This is a genomic window from Streptomyces sp. NPDC048288 (assembly GCF_043201555.1).
Taxonomy (GTDB): Bacteria; Actinomycetota; Actinomycetes; order Streptomycetales; family Streptomycetaceae; genus Streptomyces.
This window is the reverse complement of record NZ_JBICZD010000004.1, coordinates 748,239-767,919: the sequence shown is the minus strand read 5'-3', so window position 1 is coordinate 767,919 and position 19,681 is coordinate 748,239. Positions and strand designations below refer to the sequence as shown.

Genomic DNA, 19,681 nt, shown 5'->3' with positions numbered 1-19,681 from the left:
GTCCGGTCAGGACGGTGACGCGGCCGTCAGGCGCGCCGCGTCCGTCACCGCCCGCGCGAAGGCCTCGGGCGCCTCCTGGGGGACGTTGTGGCCGACGCCCGCCAGGGTGCGGTGCTCGTACGGGCCGGTGAACCTGTCCCGGTAGGCGCTGCCGTCGCCCGGCGCCGTGAACGGGTCGCGCTCCGGGTCGAGGGTGACGGTGGGGACGGCGATGGGCGGCCGGGCGGCGAGCTGCTTCTCCAGGCCGTCGTAGCGGCGCTGGCCGTCCGCGATGCCGAGCCGCCAGCGGTAGTTGTGGATGACGATGGCCGGGTAGTCGGGGTTGTCGAAGGCGGCCGCCGTGCGGTCGAAGGTGGCGTCGTCGAAGTCCCAGGTCGGGGAGACCTGTTGCCAGACGAGCCGGGTCAGGTCGCGGCGCAGGTCCCGGTCCTCCATGGCCTTGCGGCCGCGCTCGGTGGCGAAGTAGTACTGGTACCACCAGGTGTACTCGACCTTCGCCGGCGCCGGTTCCAGGTTGGCCTTGACGTCGGTGACGAGGTAGCCGCTCACCGACACCAGTGCCCGGCACCGCTCCGGCCAGAGCGCGGCGATGATGTCGGCGGTGCGCGAGCCCCAGTCGAACCCGGCCAGCACGGCCCGCTCGATCTTGAGGGCGTCCATCAGGGCCACGATGTCCAGGGCGACGGCCGACTGCTGGGCGTTGCGGACGGTCCGCTCGGACAGGAAGCGTGTCGTGCCGTGACCGCGCAGGTAGGGGACGATCACCCGGTAGCCCTGGTCGGCCAGGAGCGGGGCGACGCCGACGTAACTGTGGATGTCGTACGGCCAGCCGTGCAGGCAGACGACCACCGGGCCGTGGGCCGGGCCCGCCTCCGCGTAGCCGACGTCGAGCAGTCCGGCCCTGGTCTGCTTCACCCGCGCGAAGGAACCGGTGTCCGCCGGCGTCGGGGACGGGTCCCGGGGAGCGGCCGCGGCGGACGGAGCCCCGCGCAGTCCCCCCACCGAGACCGCCGCCGCGCCGGTCCCCATCGCCGCGTTGAAGGTGCGCCTGTCGATCACCTGAAGCCTCCTCGGTCCGCGTCCACGCCCGCTCACACGGTGACGGTCTTGAGCTCGACGTACTGGGCGAGCCCGGCGGCCCCGTACTCGCGGCCGATCCCGCTGGCCTTGTAGCCGCCGAAGGGACCGTCGAAGGAGATGGCCGCGCCGTTGACGGTGACCGTGCCGGTGCGCAGGCGGCGGGCGACCGCGAGGGCGTGGTCCTCGTCGGCGGACCAGACGCCGGCCGAGAGGCCGTACTCCGAGTCGTTCGCGATCCGTACGGCGTCGTCCTCGTCGTCGTACCCGATGATCACCAGGACCGGGCCGAAGATCTCCTCCTGGGCGATCCGCATGGAGTTGTCGACGTCGGCGAACACGGTCGGGGTGACGTAGTTCCCGCTCTCCAGACCCGGCGGGATCCCGGGGCCGCCGGTGACGAGCCGGGCCCCCTCCATGATGCCGAGTTCGATGTACTCGCGCACGCGCTGCTGCTGGTCCGGGCGCACCATCGGGCCGATGAAGGTTCCGGGGTCGGCCGGGTCGCCGACCTGGAGCGACTCCACCAGGTCCTTGACGGCGGCGACGACCTCCTCGTACCGGCCGCGGGGCGCGAGGACCCGGGTCTGCGCGATGCACGACTCGCCGTTGTTGAGGAGGGAGGCGAACCTCAGTCCGCGTACCGCCGTGTCCACGTCGGCGTCCGGCAGGATGACCGCGGCCGACTTGCCGCCCAGTTCCAGGCTGACGCGCTTGAGCTGCTCGCCGGCGAGGGCGGCGATCCGGCGGCCGGCCCGGGTCGAGCCGGTGAAGGCGATCTTGTCGATGTCGCGGTGCGAGACGAGGTACTCGCTGGTCTCCCGGTCGGCGGGGAGCACGCTGATCACCCCTTCCGGCAGACCGGCCCGCTCCAGCAGTTCGGCGAGGACTCCCATGCTCAGCGAGTTCTCCGGGGACACCTTCAGGACGACGGTGTTCCCGGCCAGCAGCGCGGGGATGATCTTCGCCATCGCCGCCGAGAACGGGGAGTTCCAGGGGATGACGGCGGCCACGACACCGACGGGCTCGCGCCGGACGACGGCGCGGGGCGCGGCGGCGGACTCCAGTGCCTCCTCCCAGCCGAACGCCTCCGCCGCCCTGAGGTAGGCGTCGGCCTGCCGGGTGAGCCCCGGCTGTCCGGCCCTGGTGAACCAGGCGGCCGAGCCGTTCTCGGCCGAGATCAGCCCGGCGATCTCGTCGGCGCGGTCCTCGCGCAGGGCGTTCAGCCGCCGTATGACCGCGATGCGCTCGGCCGGTGCCGTGTGCGGCCAGGGGCCCTCGTCGAAGGCGGCCCGGGCGGCGGCCACGGCACGGTCGATGTCGGCGGGCCGGGCCTGGGCGGCACGGCCGATGACCGCCTGGTCGTGCGGCGACCGGATGTCGAGCAGTTCGGGGCTGCTGGGCTCCACCCAGGAGCCCGCGACGAAGAGACGGTCGTAGGTGATCATGTGCCCTCTCCATTCATTATCTGTCACATCAATGTAGCACTTACTCGCGAGAGAGCCGCTTCGGTGCTGCAGTAAGTGAGTCAGGTTTCACACCGCGGGCTATGCTCGCCGCGTGAGAGCAGACGCAGCACGCAATCTGGAAGCGGTTCTGACGACCGGGGCCCGCATGCTCGCCGTCGACCCGGGCGCGAGCATCGCCGCGATCGCGGCGGAGGCGGGTGTCGACCGGCGCACCGTCTACCGGCGGTTCGCGTCCCGCGAGGAGCTGCTCGCGGCGATCTACGAGGCGCGGTACGACGCGGTCCAGCGGGCCGTGGACCGCGCCAGGCTGCGTGAGGCTCCCGTGGCGGTGGCGCTGCACCGGTACGTCGAGGAGATCATCGAGGTCAACCGCACCTGGCCCGTGGAGCTCACCCGGCTGCGCGCCGACGACGCGATCCGGGAGCGGCGGGACGCCCTGATCGGCGAGGTCGAGGACTTCCTTGGGCGCGCCACCGACGAGGGGCTGCTGCGCGCGGATCTCCCCCTCGCCTGGGCGAGTTCACTGCTGCCGCAGCTCATGCATCTGGCGTCGCAGCAGCTGCCCGGGCTCAGCGCCGCGCGGGCCGCCGATGTGGTCGTGGACAGCTTCCTGCGCGGGCTCGGCCCGCGGTGACCGCCGAAGGGGGTTGTCGTGCGCCCGTGCGTCTGATTGGGTACGGCGCGACAGAACGGGGGCGACCGACGTGGATCAGGCCGCTGAACAGGGTGTTCGAGGGACGCTGCCCGAAGGGCTCGGGCGGGCGGTAGAGCGGACCGCCGACGAGATCGCCGCGTTGCTGCGGGGTGCGTCCGACATGGGTGCCGCGGTGCCGGGTTCGGCGTGGACGGTCGGCGAGGCGGCGGCCCATCTGGCGCTGGCCAACGAGCTGATGGCCGACCTGGCGGAGGGCCGGGAACGCCCGTACGGGGACGGCACACCGCAGAGCCTGGCGGCCGCCAACGCGGAGTCGCTGGCCGTGTTCGGCGAGCGCCGGGCCGAGCCGCTGGCGGCGATGATCACCGAGCAGGCCCGGCGGTGCGTCGACGCGCTGGCCGGGGCGGCCGACGGTCCGGCGCCGGTCACCCCGCTCGGTGTGCTGGAGCGGCCGGAACTCGCCTCCTACCTGCTCACCCACATGCTGGGCCACGGCTACGACCTGGCCCGTGCGGTGCGGCGCCCGCACATGATCGACGCCGAACGGGTCGGGCTGTGCATGCCGTTCATGCGCGCGGTGATGCCGGCCGTGGCGAACGGCTCGGCCGTCGGCGGGACGACCGCCCGGTACACGATCCGGCTGCGCGGTGGCGGCGGCGCCTTCGGGGTCTCGGTCGCCGACGGTGCCGTGCGGGTGACGCCGGAGCCGCAGGACCGCCCGGACTGCACGATCCTCATCGATCCCGTCGTCTTCCTGCTGATCGCCCTCGGCCGCGTCAGTCCCTGGCCGGCCATGGCCCGGGGGCAGGTGCTCGCCTTCGGGCGCAGGCCCTGGCTCGCGCCGCGCTTCCCCGCCCTGTTCGTCGCCCCCTGACGTCCGTCGGGGCGCTCCCCGGCCTCAGCCGAGGTCGCCGACGCTGATCGCGCCGACCGGGCAGGCGCGGGCGGCTGCCGGTACGAGGGGGTCGGCGGGGTCGCGGACGGTGCCGTAGCCGTCGTCGTCCTGGAAGAAGGCTCCGGGTGCGGTGAGGGCGCACTGACCCGCACCGATGCAGACGTCCTTGTTCACGTCAACGGTCATGGTCTGCCTATCAGTTCAGGAGGGGGCGGGGTCCCGGGAGTGGCGGGCGGCGGCGCCAGGGCGGTGCTGATCACCCGGGCCACCTCGGCCGCCCGCGCGGTGAGGTAGAAGTGTCCGCCCGGGAAGGTGACCAGATCGAAGGCGGCCGTGGTGTGCTCCCGCCAGGCCTGCGCCTCCTCGGGGGTCACCTTGGGGTCGTCGGTGCCGGTGAGGGCGGTGATGGGGCAGTCCAGGGGCGGGTCGGGGACGGCCCGGTGGCTCTCGACGATGCGGTAGTCGGCACGGATCGCCGGGAGCACCATGCGGACGAGTTCCTCGTCGGCGAAGACCCGTGAGTCGGTGCCGCTGAGCGCGCGGATCTCCCGCAGCAGGCCCTCGTCGTCGAGCCGGTGGGCGGTTTCGGGCCGGTGCCGTGAGGGGGCCCGGCGGCCCGAGGCGAACAGCGCGACCGGGGTCCGGCCGGCCGCCTGCAGTGCGCGGGCCACCTCGAAGCCGAGGACGGCGCCGAGGCTGTGGCCGAAGACGGCGAGGGGGCGGTCGGTCCACGGGAGCAGTTCGGCGGTCACCTGGCGGGCCAGCACGTCGATGCTCGGCGCGCAGGGTTCACCGCGGCGGTCCTGGCGGCCGGGGTACTGGACGGCGAGCACGTCCACGCCGTCGCCGAGGAGTGCGGGCAGTCCGGCGAAGAACGTGGCCGAGCCGCCCGCGTGGGGCAGGCAGACCAGGCGTACCGGGGCCGCCGGGCGGGGCTCGAAGCGGCGGATCCACAGGGTGCCCTGCGGGTCGCCGCTCATGAGGCGGCGCGCACGGTGTCGTAGCGGTGGAAGCCCTGGCCGGTCTTGCGGCCCAGCCGGCCCTCGTCGATGAGCCGGTCGAGGAGCGGCGGTACGGCGTGCACGGCGTCGCCGGTGCCGTCCTCCATGCTGCGGGCCACGTCGGCGATGACGTCGAGGCCGATCAGGTCCAGGACGGCGAGCGGGCCCATGGGGTGGCCGCAGCCGAGGGTCATGCCGCGGTCGATGTCCTCGGCCGTGGCGATGCCGGACTCGTACATCCGGACGGCGGCCATCAGGTAGGGGATGAGGAGCGCGTTGACGACGAAGCCGCAGCGGTCCTCGGCGCGCACGATCTCCTTGCCGAGCACGCCGGTGACCAGGTCCTCGGCGCGGGCGGCGGTGCGCTCGGCGGTGTGCGCGGACCGGATGACCTCCACCAGCGGCATGGTCGGCACCGGGTTGAAGAAGTGCAGGCCGATCACGTCGCCGGGGCGGTCGGTGGCGGCCGCCAGGTCGGCGATGGCGAAGGACGAGGTGGTGGAGGCGAGGACCGCCTCCGGGTCCTCGACGGTCTTGCCGAGCGCGGTGAACAGCCGCAGCTTGGTCTCCCGTTCCTCCGGGACCGCCTCGATGACGAAGTCCCGGTCGGCGAGGGCGTCCGGGTCGGCGCCGAACACCGCCCGCTCCTCGGCCTCGGCGCGCAGGGCGTCGTCGATACGGCCCTTCGCGTGCGCCCGGTCGAGCAGGCGGAGCACGCGGGTGCGGGCGCGGTCGGCGGAGGCCGGTCCTGAGCCCAGGATCCGCACGTCCAGGCCGGCGCGCAGGCACTCGGCGGCGATGCCGGCGCCCATGGTGCCGCCGCCGACGACACCGACCCGGCGGGCGCTCATGCCGCGCTCCGCACAGCCGGCGCCGACCAGCGCAGCAGGCCCGCGGCGACCGCCATGCCGGCGCCGAACCCGGCGAGCAGCACCAGGTCGCCGGGGCGCAGGGCGCCGGAGCGGTTGGCCTCGTCCAGGGCGATGGCGACGGAGGCGCTGCCGGTGTTGCCGGAGTGGTCGAGCGGCAGGTGGGTGACGGCGTCGGTCAGGCCGCAGGCGTCGACGAGTTCGGTGACCATCATGCCGTTGGCCTGGTGGGGCACGAAGTGGTCGACGTCGGCCGCCTTGTGGTCGCAGCGTTCCAGCAGGGCCTCGATGATGCCGGGCACGTTGTCCATGACGTAGTCGCGGACCTCCCGGCCGCGCATGTGCAGGACATGGCCGCGGCCGGTGACCGTCTCCGCGGAGGCGGGGCGGCGGCTGCCGCCGCCGGGTATCTCGATCAGCCGGTGGGCGGCGCCGCCGCCGATCATGTCGAGGTCCAGGAAGCCGGAGCCGTCGTCGACGGCGGCGACCACGGCGGCTCCGGCGCCGTCGCCGAACAGCACGCTGGTGGCCCGGTCGTCGAAGTCGACGAACCGGGAGTAGACGTCGGTGCCGATGACCAGGGCCCGGGCGGCGGGCCGCAGGCTGATCAGGGCGCGGGCCAGGGCGAGCGAGGTCACGAAGCCGGAGCAGGCGATGTTGACGTCGAAGCACCCGGCGCGGTGGGCGCCGAGCGCGTCCTGCACCAGGGTCGCGGTGGCCGGGATGGGGGCGTCGCCGGTGGTGGTGGAGACGATGAGGTAGTCGATGTCGCCGGCGCCGAGCCCGGCCGCGTCCAGGGCGGAGCGGGCCGCGCGCACGGCGAGGTCGGAGGCCGCCTCGTCGGGGGCGGCGAACCGGCGCGAGACGATCTTCGTCTTGCGTTCGATCCACTCCTCGCTGGTGCCGGGCACCATCGCCACCACATCGGCGTTGGTGACCACCCGTTCGGGCAGGTAGGAGCCGGTCGCGAGGATGCCGATGCCGCCGGCGGACAGGTCCGCTGTCATGTTCGTTTCCCTTCGGGTGTCCGACGGCCCGGTCAGCCCGCGACGGCCGCGGTGACGGACCGCAGCGGGGTGAGGGTCTCCTCGCCGATGCGGGCGCGCAGTTCGGGCGCGGTGACGCCGAGGCCGGGCTCGGGGGCGAGGCAGAGGACGCCGACCTTGCCGACGTGCTGGTTGAGCTGCACCAGGCGGGTCGCCTCGCCGACGTCCGCCAGCGGGTAGACCCGGGAGATCACCGGGACGATGCTGCCCTGCTCGAAGAGGCGGGCGAACTCGGTCATCTCCTGGAGGTTGGCGATGTGGCTGCCGACGATCCGCTTGAGCTTCATCCACAGGTAGCGGTTGTCGAAGGTGTGGTGGTACCCGGTGCTGGACCCGCAGGTGACCACCACGCCGCCGCGCCGCACGACGAACACGGAGATGCCGAAGGTGGCGCGTCCCACGTGCTCGAAGACGATGTGCGGGTCCTCCCCCACCTCCCGGCGGACGATCGCGCCGAGCCGTTTGCCGGCCTTGATGGCGAGTTCGGGGTCGTCACCGGTGTCGTCGCCGATGCCGATCTCCTCGCGGTTGATCACCACCTGGCAGCCCAGCTTCCGGGCGACGGCCTCCTTGGCCTCGGAGCCGACCACGCCGACGGCCACCCCGCCGCCGTTGCGGACCAGTTGGGCGGCGTACGCGCCGAGGCCTCCGGAGGCGCCCCAGATGAGCACGATGTCGCCCTGCTTCATCCGGGCGCCCCGGTCGCTGACCAGCATCCGGTAGGCGGTGCCGCCGCAGACCGGGATGCTGGCGGCCTCCTCCCAGCTCAGGTGCGGCGGCTTCGGGATGAGCTGGCTGGCGCGGGCCACCGCGTACTGGGCGAGGCCGCCGTAGTTGGTCTCGAAGCCCCAGGCGAGCTGGGCCTCGCTGAGCATGCCGTCGGTCTGGGTGGCCGGCTCCTGGTCGTCGACGTGGGCGGGGCTGACGACGACGTGGTCGCCGACGCGCCAGCGCCGTACGCCCGAGCCGACCCGCACCACGACACCGCTGCCGTCCGAGCCGAGCACGTGGAAGGGCTGGTCGTGGCGGGCCGCCCAGCCGCCCTGCCGGGCGTAGGAGCGCAGGAACCGGAAGGTGGACAGCGGCTCGAACTTCGCCGACCAGACGGTGTTGTAGTTGACGGAGCTGGCCATGACGGCGACCAGCACCTCGTCCGGGGCGAGGTCGGGCATCGGGACCTCGCCGACGTGCAGGGTACGGCGGACGTCCTTGTCGGTGGCCTCGGCGAAGATGCCCTCGTCCTCGACGCGCAGGTGCGCGGCGGTGAAGCGGTCGGGCAGTTCGGCGCGGGCGAGCTCGTCCGGGGAGGCCCCGGAGAGCACGGCGTCGGTCAGGGACATGGGTACCTCATTCGCCGGTGGGCGGTTCTATGGACAGCGCGTGGTGGAAGACGTTGCGCGAGTCCCACTGCGCCTTGGTCCGCTGGAGCCTGGGGTAGTTGTCCTTGTAGTAGAAGGTCGACCAGGGCACGCCCGAGTCGTTGTGGGCGGGGTCGGCGAGATCGGCGTCGACGTAGTTGATGTAGCAGCCGTCCCAGGTGCCGTCGGGCACCGGCACCCCGCCGGTGGCGGCGTAGACGTCCTTGTACATGCCGCGCACCCAGGCCAGGTGCTTGTCGTCCTCGGCCGGGTTCGTCCACCACGCCTGGTACTGCATCTTGACCAGCGAGTCGCGCTGCGGGATGGCGGTGGCGTCCGGGGCGACGGTGGCGATCTGCCCGCCGTACGGGAAGATGATCAGCGAGGCGCCCGGGTTGCTGTAGTCCGTCGCGGTCAGGTAGCGGTGGATGGTCGCCGCCTGCTCGGCCGTGAAGTTGGTCCTGAGATAGGCCGACTTGGCCTTGACCCGGACCGCGGGGGCCGCGTAGTTCGAGGTGGAGACGAACCGGGTGACCTGGCCCCAGGTGGCCTTGGTGGGCGCGGCGGCCAGGGCCTGGCGGATGCCGTCGGAGGTGCCCTCGCCGATCGCGGCGAGGTGGTCGGCGAGCATGTCGGCGGCGCCGTCGACGGTCGCGTCGACCTGGGTGATCAGGGTGAGCACGCCGGTGGAGACGTGGTTGAGGCCGAACAGGCTGGACAGCGCGTTCTCCTTGGCGCCGGGGGCGCTGTGGTCGCCCAGCCAGGCGATGAAGTTGGTGAGCAGCCGGGCGAAGTCGGCCTCGTCGATGGCGCTCCACGGGATGGCGGCGATGTTCAGCAGCACGTGCGAGGGCGGCTGGGGCAGCAGGGCGCGGGGGTCGTCACCGGTGGCGCCCGGGGTGCGGAACCAGTACTTGGTGACGACGCCGAAGTTGCCGCCGCCCCCGCCGGTGTGCGCCCACCACAGGTCGTGGTTCGGGTCGTCGGGGTCCGCCGTCGCGACGACCGCGCGGGCCTTGCCCGCGGCGTTCACGACGACCACCTCCACCGCGTACAAGTGGTCGACGACCAGCCCGAACTGACGGGACAGCAGACCGTAACCGCCGCCGCAGGCATGGCCGCCCATGCCGACCGAATAGCACAGCCCGGCCGGGAGGGTGACGCCCCACTCGTGCAGCAGGGTGTCGTAGACGTTGAGGAGGATCGCGCCGGGCTGGACGGAGAAGGCGCGGCGCTTCGCGTCGTAGCCCACCTCGTCGAGGGTGGACAGGTCGAGGACGACCTCGATCTCCGGGTTGTAGACGAAGTTCTCGAAGCAGCCGCCGCCGCTGCGCACCGAGAACCGCTTGCCGGTGTCGACCATCTCCTGGACGGCGGCCACCGCCTCGGCGGTGGAGCGGATCACCCGGATCTGGTCCGGGGTGCCGATCCAGCGCTTGTTGTAGCCGCTGGTCATGTCGTCGTAGCGGGCCTCGTCCGGGGTGACGACGATCGGTGCGGTCGTCGCCTCGGCGGCCAGGGCCGGGCCCGCGGTGGTGCCTGCTGCCACGGTTGCTCCCGCCATCGCGTATCCGAGTAGCTGTCTGCGGCCCAGCTCAGCCACGGGCCACCGCCGGCATCCGGGTGATGGCGCTGACGAAGTTGCTGGTCACGCGGACCGGCTCGCCGATCTCGAAGTCCGGTACGCGACGCAGGAGTTCCTTCAGCAGGACGCGCAGCTCCATCCGGGCGAGGACGTTGCCCAGGCAGTGGTGGGGGCCGCCGCCGCCGAAGCTGATGTGCCGGTTGGGGTTGCGGGCCAGGTCCAGGAGGTGCGGGTCGGTGAAGACCCGCTCGTCGCGGTTGCCCGAGGGGTAGAACAGGGCCACCTTGTCGCCCTCGCTGATGTGCCGCCCGCCGAGTTCGGTGTCCCGGGCGGCGGTACGGCGCAGCGTGAGCACCGGGGTGGACCAGCGCAGCAGCTCCTCGATGGCCTTGCCGGAGCGGGCGTCGAAGTCGGCGGCGAGGAAGGCGCGTTGCTCGGGGAAGTCGGAGAGCGCCTTGCCGGCGTGGCTGATCGTCTGGCGCGGGGTGTCGAAGCCGGCGCCGATCAGCAGCAGGAAGAAGGCGCTGATCTCGGCGTCGGTCAGGCCCTCGCCGTCGACGCGGGCCTGCACCAGGTCGGTCATCACGTCGTCCTGCGGGTCCGCGCGCCGCGCCTGGGCGATCGCGACGGCCTTCTGCGAGACCAGCCCGACGACCTCGTTCACGATGTCGGCGCGGTCCCGGCCGAGCTTCTCCGCCTCGTCCCGGCTGGCCAGCATGACGGTGATGGCCTCGGTGAACCGGTCCAGCTCCGCCGCGTCCAGACCGAGCATGTACGTCATCGTCCAACGGGCCATCGGCATCGAGACCTTGGCGACGAAGTCGCACTCGCCGGCGGTCGCGAAGTCCTCGACGATCCGGCGGACCTCGTCCTCCATCGACCCGCGCATCTGCTCCATCCGGGCAGGGCTGAAGGCCGCGGTGACCAGGCTGCGGACCTTCAGATGGCGGGGCGCGTCCATCGCGACGATGGACTGGGTGGCCTGCAGGATGTCCTCGGGCAGCTCCTCGAACTGCACGCCCTTGCGGGAGATGTAGAGATCCGGCCGGCTGCTCACGGCCACGATGTCGGCATGCCGGACGACCGCCCAGAAGCCGTCGTCCGGAGGTGTGGGCAGGAGGCTTCCCTCGGGCGCCTTGTGCCAGGAGACCGGTCGTTCGTCGCGCAGGACGCGGAAGGTGTCGTCCCAGGCCGCCGGGGGCTGCGACCAGAAGTCGATGGACGAAATGTCGGCGGTGTCGAACCGCCGGGCCGCGGTGGTCACCAGGGTCTCCTCCTCGGGGAAACGGCACGCGCGCCGAGGTGATCGGCGCGCGCCGGGCCGTACCGGAACGGGAGACCGCGTCCGCGGGCCGTCGGGGACGGCACGCGGCGGGCGGTCGCGTCCCGACGCACCGCCGAGCATGGGATCAGCTCCCTGCCGGGGCCTTGCACACCGCTTGCGGCTTCCTTGCGGGTGGCCGGTCCGCCCGGGACCGGCCCCCTGATCAGGCCCGACGGGGGCCGGTGGCGCCGTTCGGAGAGGCCGGTGGCGTACGGTGCGACAGCGGGCGCCGCGGGCCCCGGCCGGTGCCGTGCGAGCCCTGCTGCTCCTGCACCGCGCGGACGGCGCGCTTGCGCAGCCGGGTGCGGTCCGTGCCGCTCAGCTCGGTGAGCAGCACTTCCTGCGTCAGCGCGTCCCGGAACGCCAGCCGGAACGGCGACCGGGTCTCCCGGCGCAGCAGCCCGCAGCGCACGGCCTCCTCCAGGGCCGCCTCCGGGTCACCGCCGCGCGGCACCGCCTCCTGGACCAGCGCCAGGTCGAAGGCGGCACCCAGCGCCGAACAGCAGCGCAGCACCTCCAGCACCGGTTCGGGCAGCGCCGCCAGCCGCCGGCCCAGCGCCTGCCGTACGCCCAGCGGCACGTCGGCCAGCGCGGCCTGCACCGCCGTACGGTCCTGGAGCGGTTCGGGGTCACCGACGCCGGCCAGGAACTGGTGCAGGAAGTACGGGTTGCCGCGGCTGCGTTCGTGCAGCACCCGCAGGACGTCGTCGGGCACCTGGATCCCCGTCTGCACCGCGACGAGTTCGCCGGTCTCGGCCCGGGACAGGCCGGTCAGCCGCAGGCTGCGGGTGCGCGGGTCGCTGAGGACGTCGGTGACCGCGCCGCCGTGCATGAAGTCCGCGGCGACCCCCGTGTCCTCCGCGATCACGACGACACCGAGCGGTTCGCCGCGCAGCCGGCTGCGCAGCAGGGTCAGCAGTTCCAGGGAGCGTTCGTCGGCCTGGTCCAGATCCTCCAGTACGACGACCAGCGGCTCCTCGGCGGCCAGCGCGAGCAGCGTCTCGCACATCGCGTCCTGGACGAGGAACCGGGCCAGCGGCGGTTGCTCCTCGGCGGCCAGGAACCGGCCCACCGCCTCCGGGTCGAGCATCAACGGGGCCAGCAGCCGGCCGAAACGGGCCTCGGCGCGGCGGAACGGTTCGGGGCGGGAGACGGCGAGCTGCCGGAACACCTGGGACCACACCCAGTAGTCCGGTACGCCGTCCCAGGAGGTGCAGCAGCCCCACACCACCTCCTGCAGCAGGTCGTTGAGATGCGCACCGACCTCCGCGACCAGTTCGGTCTTGCCGACGCCCATCTCCCCGAGCACGGCGGTGAGATGGCTGCCGCCGTTCAGCGCGTCCACCACATGCCCACCGAGCACACCCCGCTCCCGGCCCCGGCCGACGAACAGCCCCCGAACCCGGGGGAAGTCGCCCAGGGCGGCGGGGGTGGGGGTGGGGGTGGGGGCGGGAGACGCCGGTCGTGAGGCGGCGGGGGTGGGAAACACCGGTCCTGCGGCGGCCGGGGTGTGCTGCGGAAGCGTGGGCAAGGTGGGGGACGGGGGCAGTGCGGGGGACGGGCCGGTGCCGGGGGCCGGGGGCGAGGCAGGGGGTCGCGAAGGGGTTGGGGAAGGGCCGACGGCAGGCGGGTGGGGGGCGGGGGGCGTGTTCGGGGTTACGGGCGCGTGCGGAGCGCCGGGCGCGTGCGGGGCGGCAGGCGTGGGCGGGGCGGCAGGCGTGGGCGCCCCGGCGGACCTGTGCGGAACGGTAGGCGCGTGCGGGGTGACGGCCGTGTGTGTCGGCGGGGCGTATCCGGCGGGCGCGTCGGATGCGGGGACCTCGGATGCGGGCATGTGCGCGATCGGCTCGTTCGGGACGGGAGCCGGGGGCGGTCCGTCGGGAGCGGACGAGGCGTAAGAGGAGGGCGGCGGGGTCTGCGGGTGCGAGGCGGCGGACTCCGGCGCGGCGGCGGGCGGGTGCGGAACGGCAGGCGTCGGTGCGGCGGTGGGCGTGTGTGAAGCGGTGGGTGTCGATGTGGCGGTGGGTGTCCGGGTGTCGGTGGCCGGGGTCGGATTGCCGGGGGTCGGGCGTTCCCGGGCGTGCGTGGAGCCTGTGGGGCCCCCTTCGTCGGCGACACCTGGCGACACCGGCCTCGCTGAACCCGGTACCCGGCCCGCCGGCTCCCCCACGCCCCGCTCGGCCGATCCGGAGGTGTCCGCGGTGGTGGGGCGGGGGCGTTTCGGGGGTTCGGGGAGGGTGAGGCGTTGGTGGAGGATGTCGGTGTGGACGCCCTGGAGTTCGGTGCCGGGGTCGACGCCGAGTTCCTCGGCCAGGTGGCGGCGGGTCTGTTCGTACAGACGCAGCGCCTCGGCCTGTCGGCCCACCCGGTACAGGCCGGTCATCAGATGGCCGACAAGGCGCTCGTGGGTGGGGTTGTGCTGGACTTCCGGGTACAGTGCCCGCACCACACGGTCGGCGTCGCCGAGGGCCAGGCAGGCGTCGGCCTGGGCCTCCAGCGCGGTCAGGCGCAGCTGTCCGAGGCGTTCGTTCTCGTCGGCGATGGGGCGGTAGGAGACGAGTTCGAGGTAGGGCTGGGCGCGCCAGAGCCCCAGTGCCCGGGTCAGCGCGTCGCGGGCCTGGTCGAAGCGGCCGTCGGCGAGGAACTGCCGCCCCTGCTCAATCAGCCGTTCGAATCGGTGGGCGTCGACGAGTTCGGGGTCGAGGTCGAGGACATAGCCCGGGGAGAGGTGGCGCAGCCGGGCGTGGGCACCGCCCTGTTCCCTGGCCTTCTCCAGGGCCCGGCGCAGATGGGAGACGTACGTCTGGAGGGTGGCGACGGGGTGCCGTGGCGGACGCGGACCCCAGAGTTCGTCCACCAGCTGACCCACCGCGACAACGTTTCCCAGGCGCACCAACAGCAACCCCAGCAACGCGCGGTGGCGCAACGGCCCGAGCGGCAGTGCCTGTCCGGCCCGCAGCGCGGTCAGCGAGCCGAACACCCGTAACTCCCATGCGGCAGGGTGGTTTTCCTCCTCTCGGTCCGTGGTCCGCCCGGCCGTGGTCGGCGTGGGGCTCATCGCGCTCGCCTGATCGAGGATCGCGCGCTCGAACACTTCAGCCATACACTTCCTTCGTCCACAGGGAGGCTCTCGGGGAATATCGCGTGGCACCCGGTAGAAGCGCACCACACGAACTGCACGAACCGCAGCAAGAAAAGGGTCAGAAGGGCCCACCGGACCACGACCGGTTCCGAAAGAATTCGGCCGGATGTGGGGACCTCCGGTGTCTGTTCCGCCACGAATTCTTCTGCAGCCGTTCACCTCCCCCGTCGGGACCAGTGCGTCCGCCCAGCTCACGCGAGCGAACGCGCCGATACCGGACCTCCAAGATCCGCCCCCCGTCCGGCACTTGAATGCGATCGTAGAACACCGGTTGTGCCGAAAATGTGACGCGCCTTGAGAGCGCTCCATCGATGGGACGGTTTCCGGCCAGTTCGGCGGGGGGTGAAAATCACGTATGGAATCCAGCCGCACCGCTGTATGACCCACTCATCGGATTCGAACTGGTTTACCCTCGAACGCGTGTGGCTGACCGTACTTGGGCCCCTGCGGGCCTGGCAGGACGAGGTGGAGCTCGATCTCGGTCCCGCCAAACGCCAGGCCCTGCTGGCCCTGTTGCTGGTGCGGACAGGTCAGCCGACCAGCCTCGCCACGATCATCGACGTGCTGTGGGGGCAGGATCCGCCGAGCAGCGCCGCCAACGTCGTCTACCGCCACACGGCCGCGATCCGCCGTCTGCTGGAGACCGGCGACCAGAGCCCGGGCCGGCCGGCCACGCGTCTGGTACGGGTGTCCGGCGGATACCGGCTGGACGCCAGCCCGGTCACGCTCGACCTGCTGAGTTTCCGCCAACTGACGGGCCAGGCACGGGTACTGGCCGGCAAGGGGGCGATGCGGGAGAGCGTCCGCCTGCTCACGCGCGCGCTGCGGCTGTCCCGGGGGCCGATCGCCTCCGGGATCCTCTCGCATGTGGCGCAGCACCCGTACTTCGTCGCCGTGGACGGCGAGTATCTGACGGCCGTGAAGGAGGCCGCGGTGATCGCCGGGCGGCTGGGGGAGCCCGGCGCGGTCCTCGATGTGCTCCAACCGGCGGCCGTTCAGCACCCGTTGGACGAGATGCTGCAGGCGCAGCTGGTGCAGACGCTCGCCGCCACCGGCCGCCAGGCGGAGGCGCTGCAGGCCTATCACGCGGTCCGCACCCATCTGGACGAACAGCTCGGCATAGCGCCCGGGCCCGAACTGCGGTCCGTGTACGAGGACATACTGCTGCGCGGGACGCGGAACGCCGAGCCGGTTCCCGGCACCGCCGAGTCCGCCCCGCTCGCCTCCCACGCCCCGCTCGACAGCCCCTGCCCGTTCAGCGGGCACCGCGAGCGCTGCGGCCCCGACGTGGGGTCCTCCGATCCGCTCCCGCCGGAGACCGCCGAGTTCGTCGGCCGGGAAGCCGAACTGGCCTTCCTCGACACGCTGGCCCCGACCGACCGGCCCCCGGGCACTGACGGCATACCGGACGCTGACGGCATACCGAACGGTGACGCGGCCCCAGGCGGTGATGCGGCTCCAGGCGGTGACGCAGTCCCAGCCGATGACGCGGAACCGGCCAGTGACGCAGTGCTGGTCAGTGACGCGGTGCTGACGGCCAGTGACTCGGGTCCGGCCAGCGACGTGGCTCCGACCAGCGACACGGGTCCGCTCGATGGCACACCCCCGGCCAGCCAGGTAGTTCTTGCCAGTGGCGCAGTCCCGACCCATGGCGCGGTTCCAGAAGCCGCCGTGGCCCCGGGTCCGGACTCCGGCTCCGGCTCCGCCTCGGCCGGCCCCGGCGCTCGGGGTGCCGTCGTGGAGGCGCCGGTGTGCGAGGCGTCGGCGTGCGAGGTGCCGTTACCCGGGGCGGTGGCTGCCGGGGAGGGCATCGGCACGGTGGTCGTGGTGCCTCCGGCGGCCGCGCCCGTGGGGGCCGTCGTGGCCGCTGTCGTAGGGCCGCCGGGCATCGGCAAGACCGCGCTGGTGGTCCGCGCGGCGCACCGGCTCGGCGCGCGCTTTCCCGACGGGCTGCTCTTCGTGGACCTGCGCGGGCACGCCCCGTCCGGCAACTCGGTCGCCGCCGAGGAGGCGCTGCGCAGGCTGCTGGTCGCCCTCGGCACGCCCGAGCACCGGGTCCCGGCCGGGCTCCGGGCGCGGGCCGCGCTGTACCGGGGCCTGCTGGCGGGCCGCCGCGTCCTGGTCGTACTGGACGACGCCCGGGACGCCCGCCATGTGCGGGCCCTGCTGCCGCGTTCCCCCGGCTGTCTGGCCCTGGTCACCAGCCGGGACCCGCTGGACGACCTGGTCGTCAGGGAAGGGGCCCGGCGGCTGGAGCCCGGCGCGCTGGACCCGGCCCGGGCGTACGAGGCGCTGGCCCGCCAGGTGGGCGCCGCGCGGGCCGCGGCCGAACCGGAGGGGGCGGCGGCCCTGGCCGGGTGCTGCGCCGGCGTACCGCTGGCGCTGTCCCTCGCGGGCGCCGTGGCCGTCCGCCGTCCGAACGACGGACTCGCCGCGCTGGCAGCGGAACTGCGCGCCCGCTGTGCCCCGCCCGGCAGCCCGCCCAACCCCGCCGAGACGGTCCACCGGGTCCTGTTCTGGTCGTATGCGCACCTGCCCGCCGAGACGGCCCGGATGTTCCGGCTGCTCGCCCTGCATCCCGGCCGGGACATCCCGGTGTCCGCCGCGGCCAGTCTCGCCGGGGTGGCGCCCGTACCGGCCCGGACGATGCTCGACGAGCTGTCCGGCGCCCGGCTGCTCAGCGCGCAGGACACCGACACCTGTCATCTGCACGATCTGCTGCGCGCGTTCGCGCTGAAGCTGTCCCGCGTGCACGACCCCCACGACATGCGCCGGCTCGCCGTACGCCGCATGCTCGACCACTATGTGCACACCGCCCGGGAGGCGGGGTTCCGCCTCTCCCCGCACCTGAACGTGCTCGGCGCGCTGCCGGCGCTGCAGCCGCGCACCGCCCCGGAGCGGCTGCACGGCCCCGCCCAGGCCGCGGACTGGCTCGACCGCCGGCTGCTGCCCGTGCTCAGCGCCGTGCTGCGCGAGGCGGCCGCGCTCGGCCTGCACGCGCACGTCCACCAGCTGGGGCTGGCGCTGGAAGTCCCGCTGGACCGGCGGGCCCGCTGGGACGAGCAGATCGCCCTGCAGCGGACCTGCCTGTTCACCGCCGATCTCCAGGGCGACCTGGTGGCCCGCGCGCACGCGCACCGCGCGCTCGGCTTCGCCTACGGCCGACTGGGCCGGCACACCGACGCACAGACCCATCTGCACCGCGCGCTGGACCTGTTCACGGAGGCGGAGGACGAGCAGGGGCAGGGCGGGGTGCACCGCTGCATCGCGTTCCGGGCCAATGTCGCCACCCGGCACGATCTGGCCCTGCACCACTACCACCAGGCCCTCGACCTGTACCGGGGGGCCTCGGACACGGTCGGCGAGGCCGACGTCCGCAACGACATCGGCTGGACCCATCTGCTGAAGGGCGACTACGCCGCCGCCCTCGACCCCTGCGAACGCGCGGCCGGTCTCTGCCGCACCGCGGGCCATCCGGCCGGCGAGGCCACCGCCTACGACAGCCTCGGCTACGCCCTGCGCCAACTCGGCGCGTACGACGAGGCGCTGGTCCACTACCAGCGCGCCCTCGACCTCCACCGCGCCCTGGGCGAGCGCCATCTGCAGGCCGACACCCTGGTCCACATCGGGCACACCCGGCTGGCCCGCGGAGAGCACGCGCGGGCGGCCCGGACCTGGCAGGAGGCCCTGTCCCTGCTCGACGGGATGCGCCACCCCGACGCGGGCCCGCTGCGGCGCAAGCTGGAGCAGGCCGGGACCTGCGCCGGGACACGCGCCGACTGAGCCCCCCGCAAGCGCCCTGCAAGGCTCCTGCCAGGGTTCCGCAAGGCCTCCCGCCAGTGCCCGGCAAGGGGTGCGGACCATGCTCCCGGGAGCAACCCCGTAGGACCCGGAGCAGGGACACGGTCCCGTGGCCAGGAGGGCGCAGTCGTGCAGGAAACCCAGGTGACCGAGGAGCTGGACGTCAGCTTCGTCCAGACCCCCCACGAGGTGCTCAAGCGGCTCCGCGAGGCCGGCCCCGCAGTGAAGGTGATGCTGCCCAACGGGTCGCTGGTGTGGATCGTGACCCGCTACGAGGAGGTCCGGCAGGCGCTCAGCGAGACCAAGCTGAGCAAGGACTTCAAGGGCCTCAACGAACTGATGGCCAAGCACACCAAGGAGGGCCACGCGCCCAAGCAGTACGACGAGGCGCTCGTCGGGCACATGCTGGCCAGCGACCCGCCGGACCACACGCGGATGCGCCGCCTGGTCAACAAGGCGTTCACCCCGCGCCGGGTGGAGAGCATGCGGCCGATGCTGCAGGAGCTGACCACGCGGCTGCTCGACGAGATGGAGAAGCACGACGAGATCGACCTGCTGGAGGCGCTGGCCTACCCGGTGCCGATGGAGCTGCTGTGCACGCTGCTCGGGGTGCCGGAGGCCGAGCGGCTCGCCTTCGGCCGGTACGCGGCCGTCGTGCTCTCCGACCTCGCCCCCGAGGGGTACGAGGAGGCCACCCGGGCGATGCGCGAGTACCTGGTGAAGCTGATCCAGGTCAAGCGCGACAACCCCGGCGACGACCTGCTGAGCGCGCTGATCGCCGCCCGCGACGAGGACGACAAGCTCACCGAGGGCGAGTTGCTCGCCACGATCTACCTGATGTTCTCGGCCGGTACCGAGACGGCCGTCAACCTCATCGGCAACGGTGTGCTGGCCCTGCTCACCCACCCCGGCGAGCTGGAGAAGCTGCGCACCGACCGCTCGCTGCTGCCGCAGGCGGTCGAGGAGTTCCTGCGCTTCGACGGCCCGGTGAACCTCGCCACCTTCCGGTACACGATCGACCCGGTGTCGCTCGGCGACGTCACCATCCCGGTCGGTGAGGTGGTGATGGTGTCCCTCATGGCCGCCAACCGCGACCCCGACCGCTTCGACAACCCCGAACTCTTCGACATCACCCGGCCGATCGGCGGCCAGATGACGTTCGGGCACGGCATCCACTACTGCATGGGCGCGCCGCTGGCCCGGCTGGAGGCCGAGATCGCCCTCGGCATGCTGCTCGACCGCTTCCCCGACCTGTCCCTCGCCTGCGACCCGAACGAGCTGCGGTGGCGGCTCAGCACCGTCACCCACGGCCTGGAGAAGCTGCCGGTCCGGCCGCACGGCACCGACGGCTGACGGCTCACGGCTCACGGCTCACGGCTCACGGCTCACGGCTCACGAGTCACGAGTCACGGCTGACGACTCAGGTTCCCCCACTGACGCGCGGTCGATCACCCTCCGG

At 73.1% G+C, this 19,681-nt stretch carries 14 protein-coding genes; 4 read left to right on the top strand and 10 right to left on the bottom strand.

The annotated features are described in order from the left end of the window. Nucleotides 1–6: 6 nt before the first annotated feature. Both ACGFZS_RS18605 and ACGFZS_RS18600 read right to left on the bottom strand, forming a co-directional pair. Entirely contained in the window at nucleotides 7–1,059 is a 1,053-nt protein-coding gene (locus ACGFZS_RS18605; protein ID WP_393795978.1) for an alpha/beta fold hydrolase, read from the bottom strand. 32 nt (nucleotides 1,060–1,091) lie between these two features. Next, nucleotides 1,092–2,525 carry an aldehyde dehydrogenase gene (locus ACGFZS_RS18600; RefSeq protein ID WP_393795977.1) on the bottom strand — a complete coding sequence of 478 codons (1,434 nt, stop codon included), beginning with the start codon at nucleotides 2,523–2,525 and terminating at the stop codon, nucleotides 1,092–1,094. A gap of 166 nt (nucleotides 2,526–2,691) precedes the next feature. Here ACGFZS_RS18600 and ACGFZS_RS18595 point away from each other — a divergent pair, with 166 nt between their 5' ends. Together ACGFZS_RS18595 and ACGFZS_RS18590 are read left to right on the top strand one after the other, a co-directional pair. Beyond that, nucleotides 2,692–3,180 carry a TetR/AcrR family transcriptional regulator gene (locus tag ACGFZS_RS18595; protein ID WP_393796030.1) on the top strand — a complete coding sequence of 163 codons (489 nt, stop codon included), beginning with the start codon at nucleotides 2,692–2,694 and terminating at the stop codon, nucleotides 3,178–3,180. 70 nt (nucleotides 3,181–3,250) lie between these two features. After that, nucleotides 3,251–4,075: a maleylpyruvate isomerase family mycothiol-dependent enzyme gene (locus tag ACGFZS_RS18590; protein WP_393795976.1), complete on the top strand. Its 825-nt coding sequence runs from the start codon at nucleotides 3,251–3,253 to the stop codon at nucleotides 4,073–4,075. Between the two features lie 24 nt (nucleotides 4,076–4,099). Here ACGFZS_RS18590 and ACGFZS_RS18585 read toward each other — a convergent pair whose 3' ends face one another. The 8 genes from ACGFZS_RS18585 to ACGFZS_RS18550 form a co-directional block, all read right to left on the bottom strand. Then, entirely contained in the window at nucleotides 4,100–4,282 is a 183-nt protein-coding gene (locus tag ACGFZS_RS18585; protein WP_393795975.1) for a ferredoxin, read from the bottom strand. Next, on the bottom strand, nucleotides 4,279–5,076 hold the full coding sequence (locus ACGFZS_RS18580; protein ID WP_393795974.1) for a thioesterase II family protein: 798 nt from the start codon (nucleotides 5,074–5,076) through the stop codon (nucleotides 4,279–4,281). Before ACGFZS_RS18580 ends, ACGFZS_RS18585 begins: the two co-directional genes overlap by 4 nt. Next, on the bottom strand, nucleotides 5,073–5,948 hold the full coding sequence (locus ACGFZS_RS18575; RefSeq protein ID WP_393795973.1) for a 3-hydroxybutyryl-CoA dehydrogenase: 876 nt from the start codon (nucleotides 5,946–5,948) through the stop codon (nucleotides 5,073–5,075). Before ACGFZS_RS18575 ends, ACGFZS_RS18580 begins: the two co-directional genes overlap by 4 nt. Continuing rightward, on the bottom strand, nucleotides 5,945–6,973 hold the full coding sequence (locus ACGFZS_RS18570; RefSeq protein WP_393795972.1) for a 3-oxoacyl-ACP synthase III family protein: 1,029 nt from the start codon (nucleotides 6,971–6,973) through the stop codon (nucleotides 5,945–5,947). Before ACGFZS_RS18570 ends, ACGFZS_RS18575 begins: the two co-directional genes overlap by 4 nt. Nucleotides 6,974–7,005: 32 nt before the next feature. Continuing rightward, on the bottom strand, nucleotides 7,006–8,352 hold the full coding sequence (ccrA, locus tag ACGFZS_RS18565; protein ID WP_393795971.1) for a crotonyl-CoA carboxylase/reductase: 1,347 nt from the start codon (nucleotides 8,350–8,352) through the stop codon (nucleotides 7,006–7,008). A 7-nt stretch (nucleotides 8,353–8,359) separates the two neighbouring features. Continuing rightward, on the bottom strand, nucleotides 8,360–9,919 hold the full coding sequence (locus ACGFZS_RS18560) for a BBE domain-containing protein (protein WP_393795970.1): 1,560 nt from the start codon (nucleotides 9,917–9,919) through the stop codon (nucleotides 8,360–8,362). Nucleotides 9,920–9,965: 46 nt separating this feature from the next. After that, a complete protein-coding gene (locus ACGFZS_RS18555) occupies nucleotides 9,966–11,219 on the bottom strand; it encodes a cytochrome P450 (RefSeq protein ID WP_393795969.1) in 1,254 nt (417 codons plus the stop codon). 223 nt (nucleotides 11,220–11,442) lie between these two features. Beyond that, nucleotides 11,443–14,382: a BTAD domain-containing putative transcriptional regulator gene (locus ACGFZS_RS18550; protein ID WP_393795968.1), complete on the bottom strand. Its 2,940-nt coding sequence runs from the start codon at nucleotides 14,380–14,382 to the stop codon at nucleotides 11,443–11,445. 459 nt (nucleotides 14,383–14,841) lie between these two features. Here ACGFZS_RS18550 and ACGFZS_RS18545 point away from each other — a divergent pair, with 459 nt between their 5' ends. Continuing rightward, a complete protein-coding gene (locus tag ACGFZS_RS18545) occupies nucleotides 14,842–18,204 on the top strand; it encodes a BTAD domain-containing putative transcriptional regulator (RefSeq protein ID WP_393795967.1) in 3,363 nt (1,120 codons plus the stop codon). A gap of 147 nt (nucleotides 18,205–18,351) precedes the next feature. Beyond that, complete coding sequence (locus tag ACGFZS_RS18540; RefSeq protein WP_393795966.1) at nucleotides 18,352–19,575, top strand: cytochrome P450; 1,224 nt, start codon at nucleotides 18,352–18,354, stop codon at nucleotides 19,573–19,575. The last annotated feature ends 106 nt before the right edge of the window (nucleotides 19,576–19,681 follow it).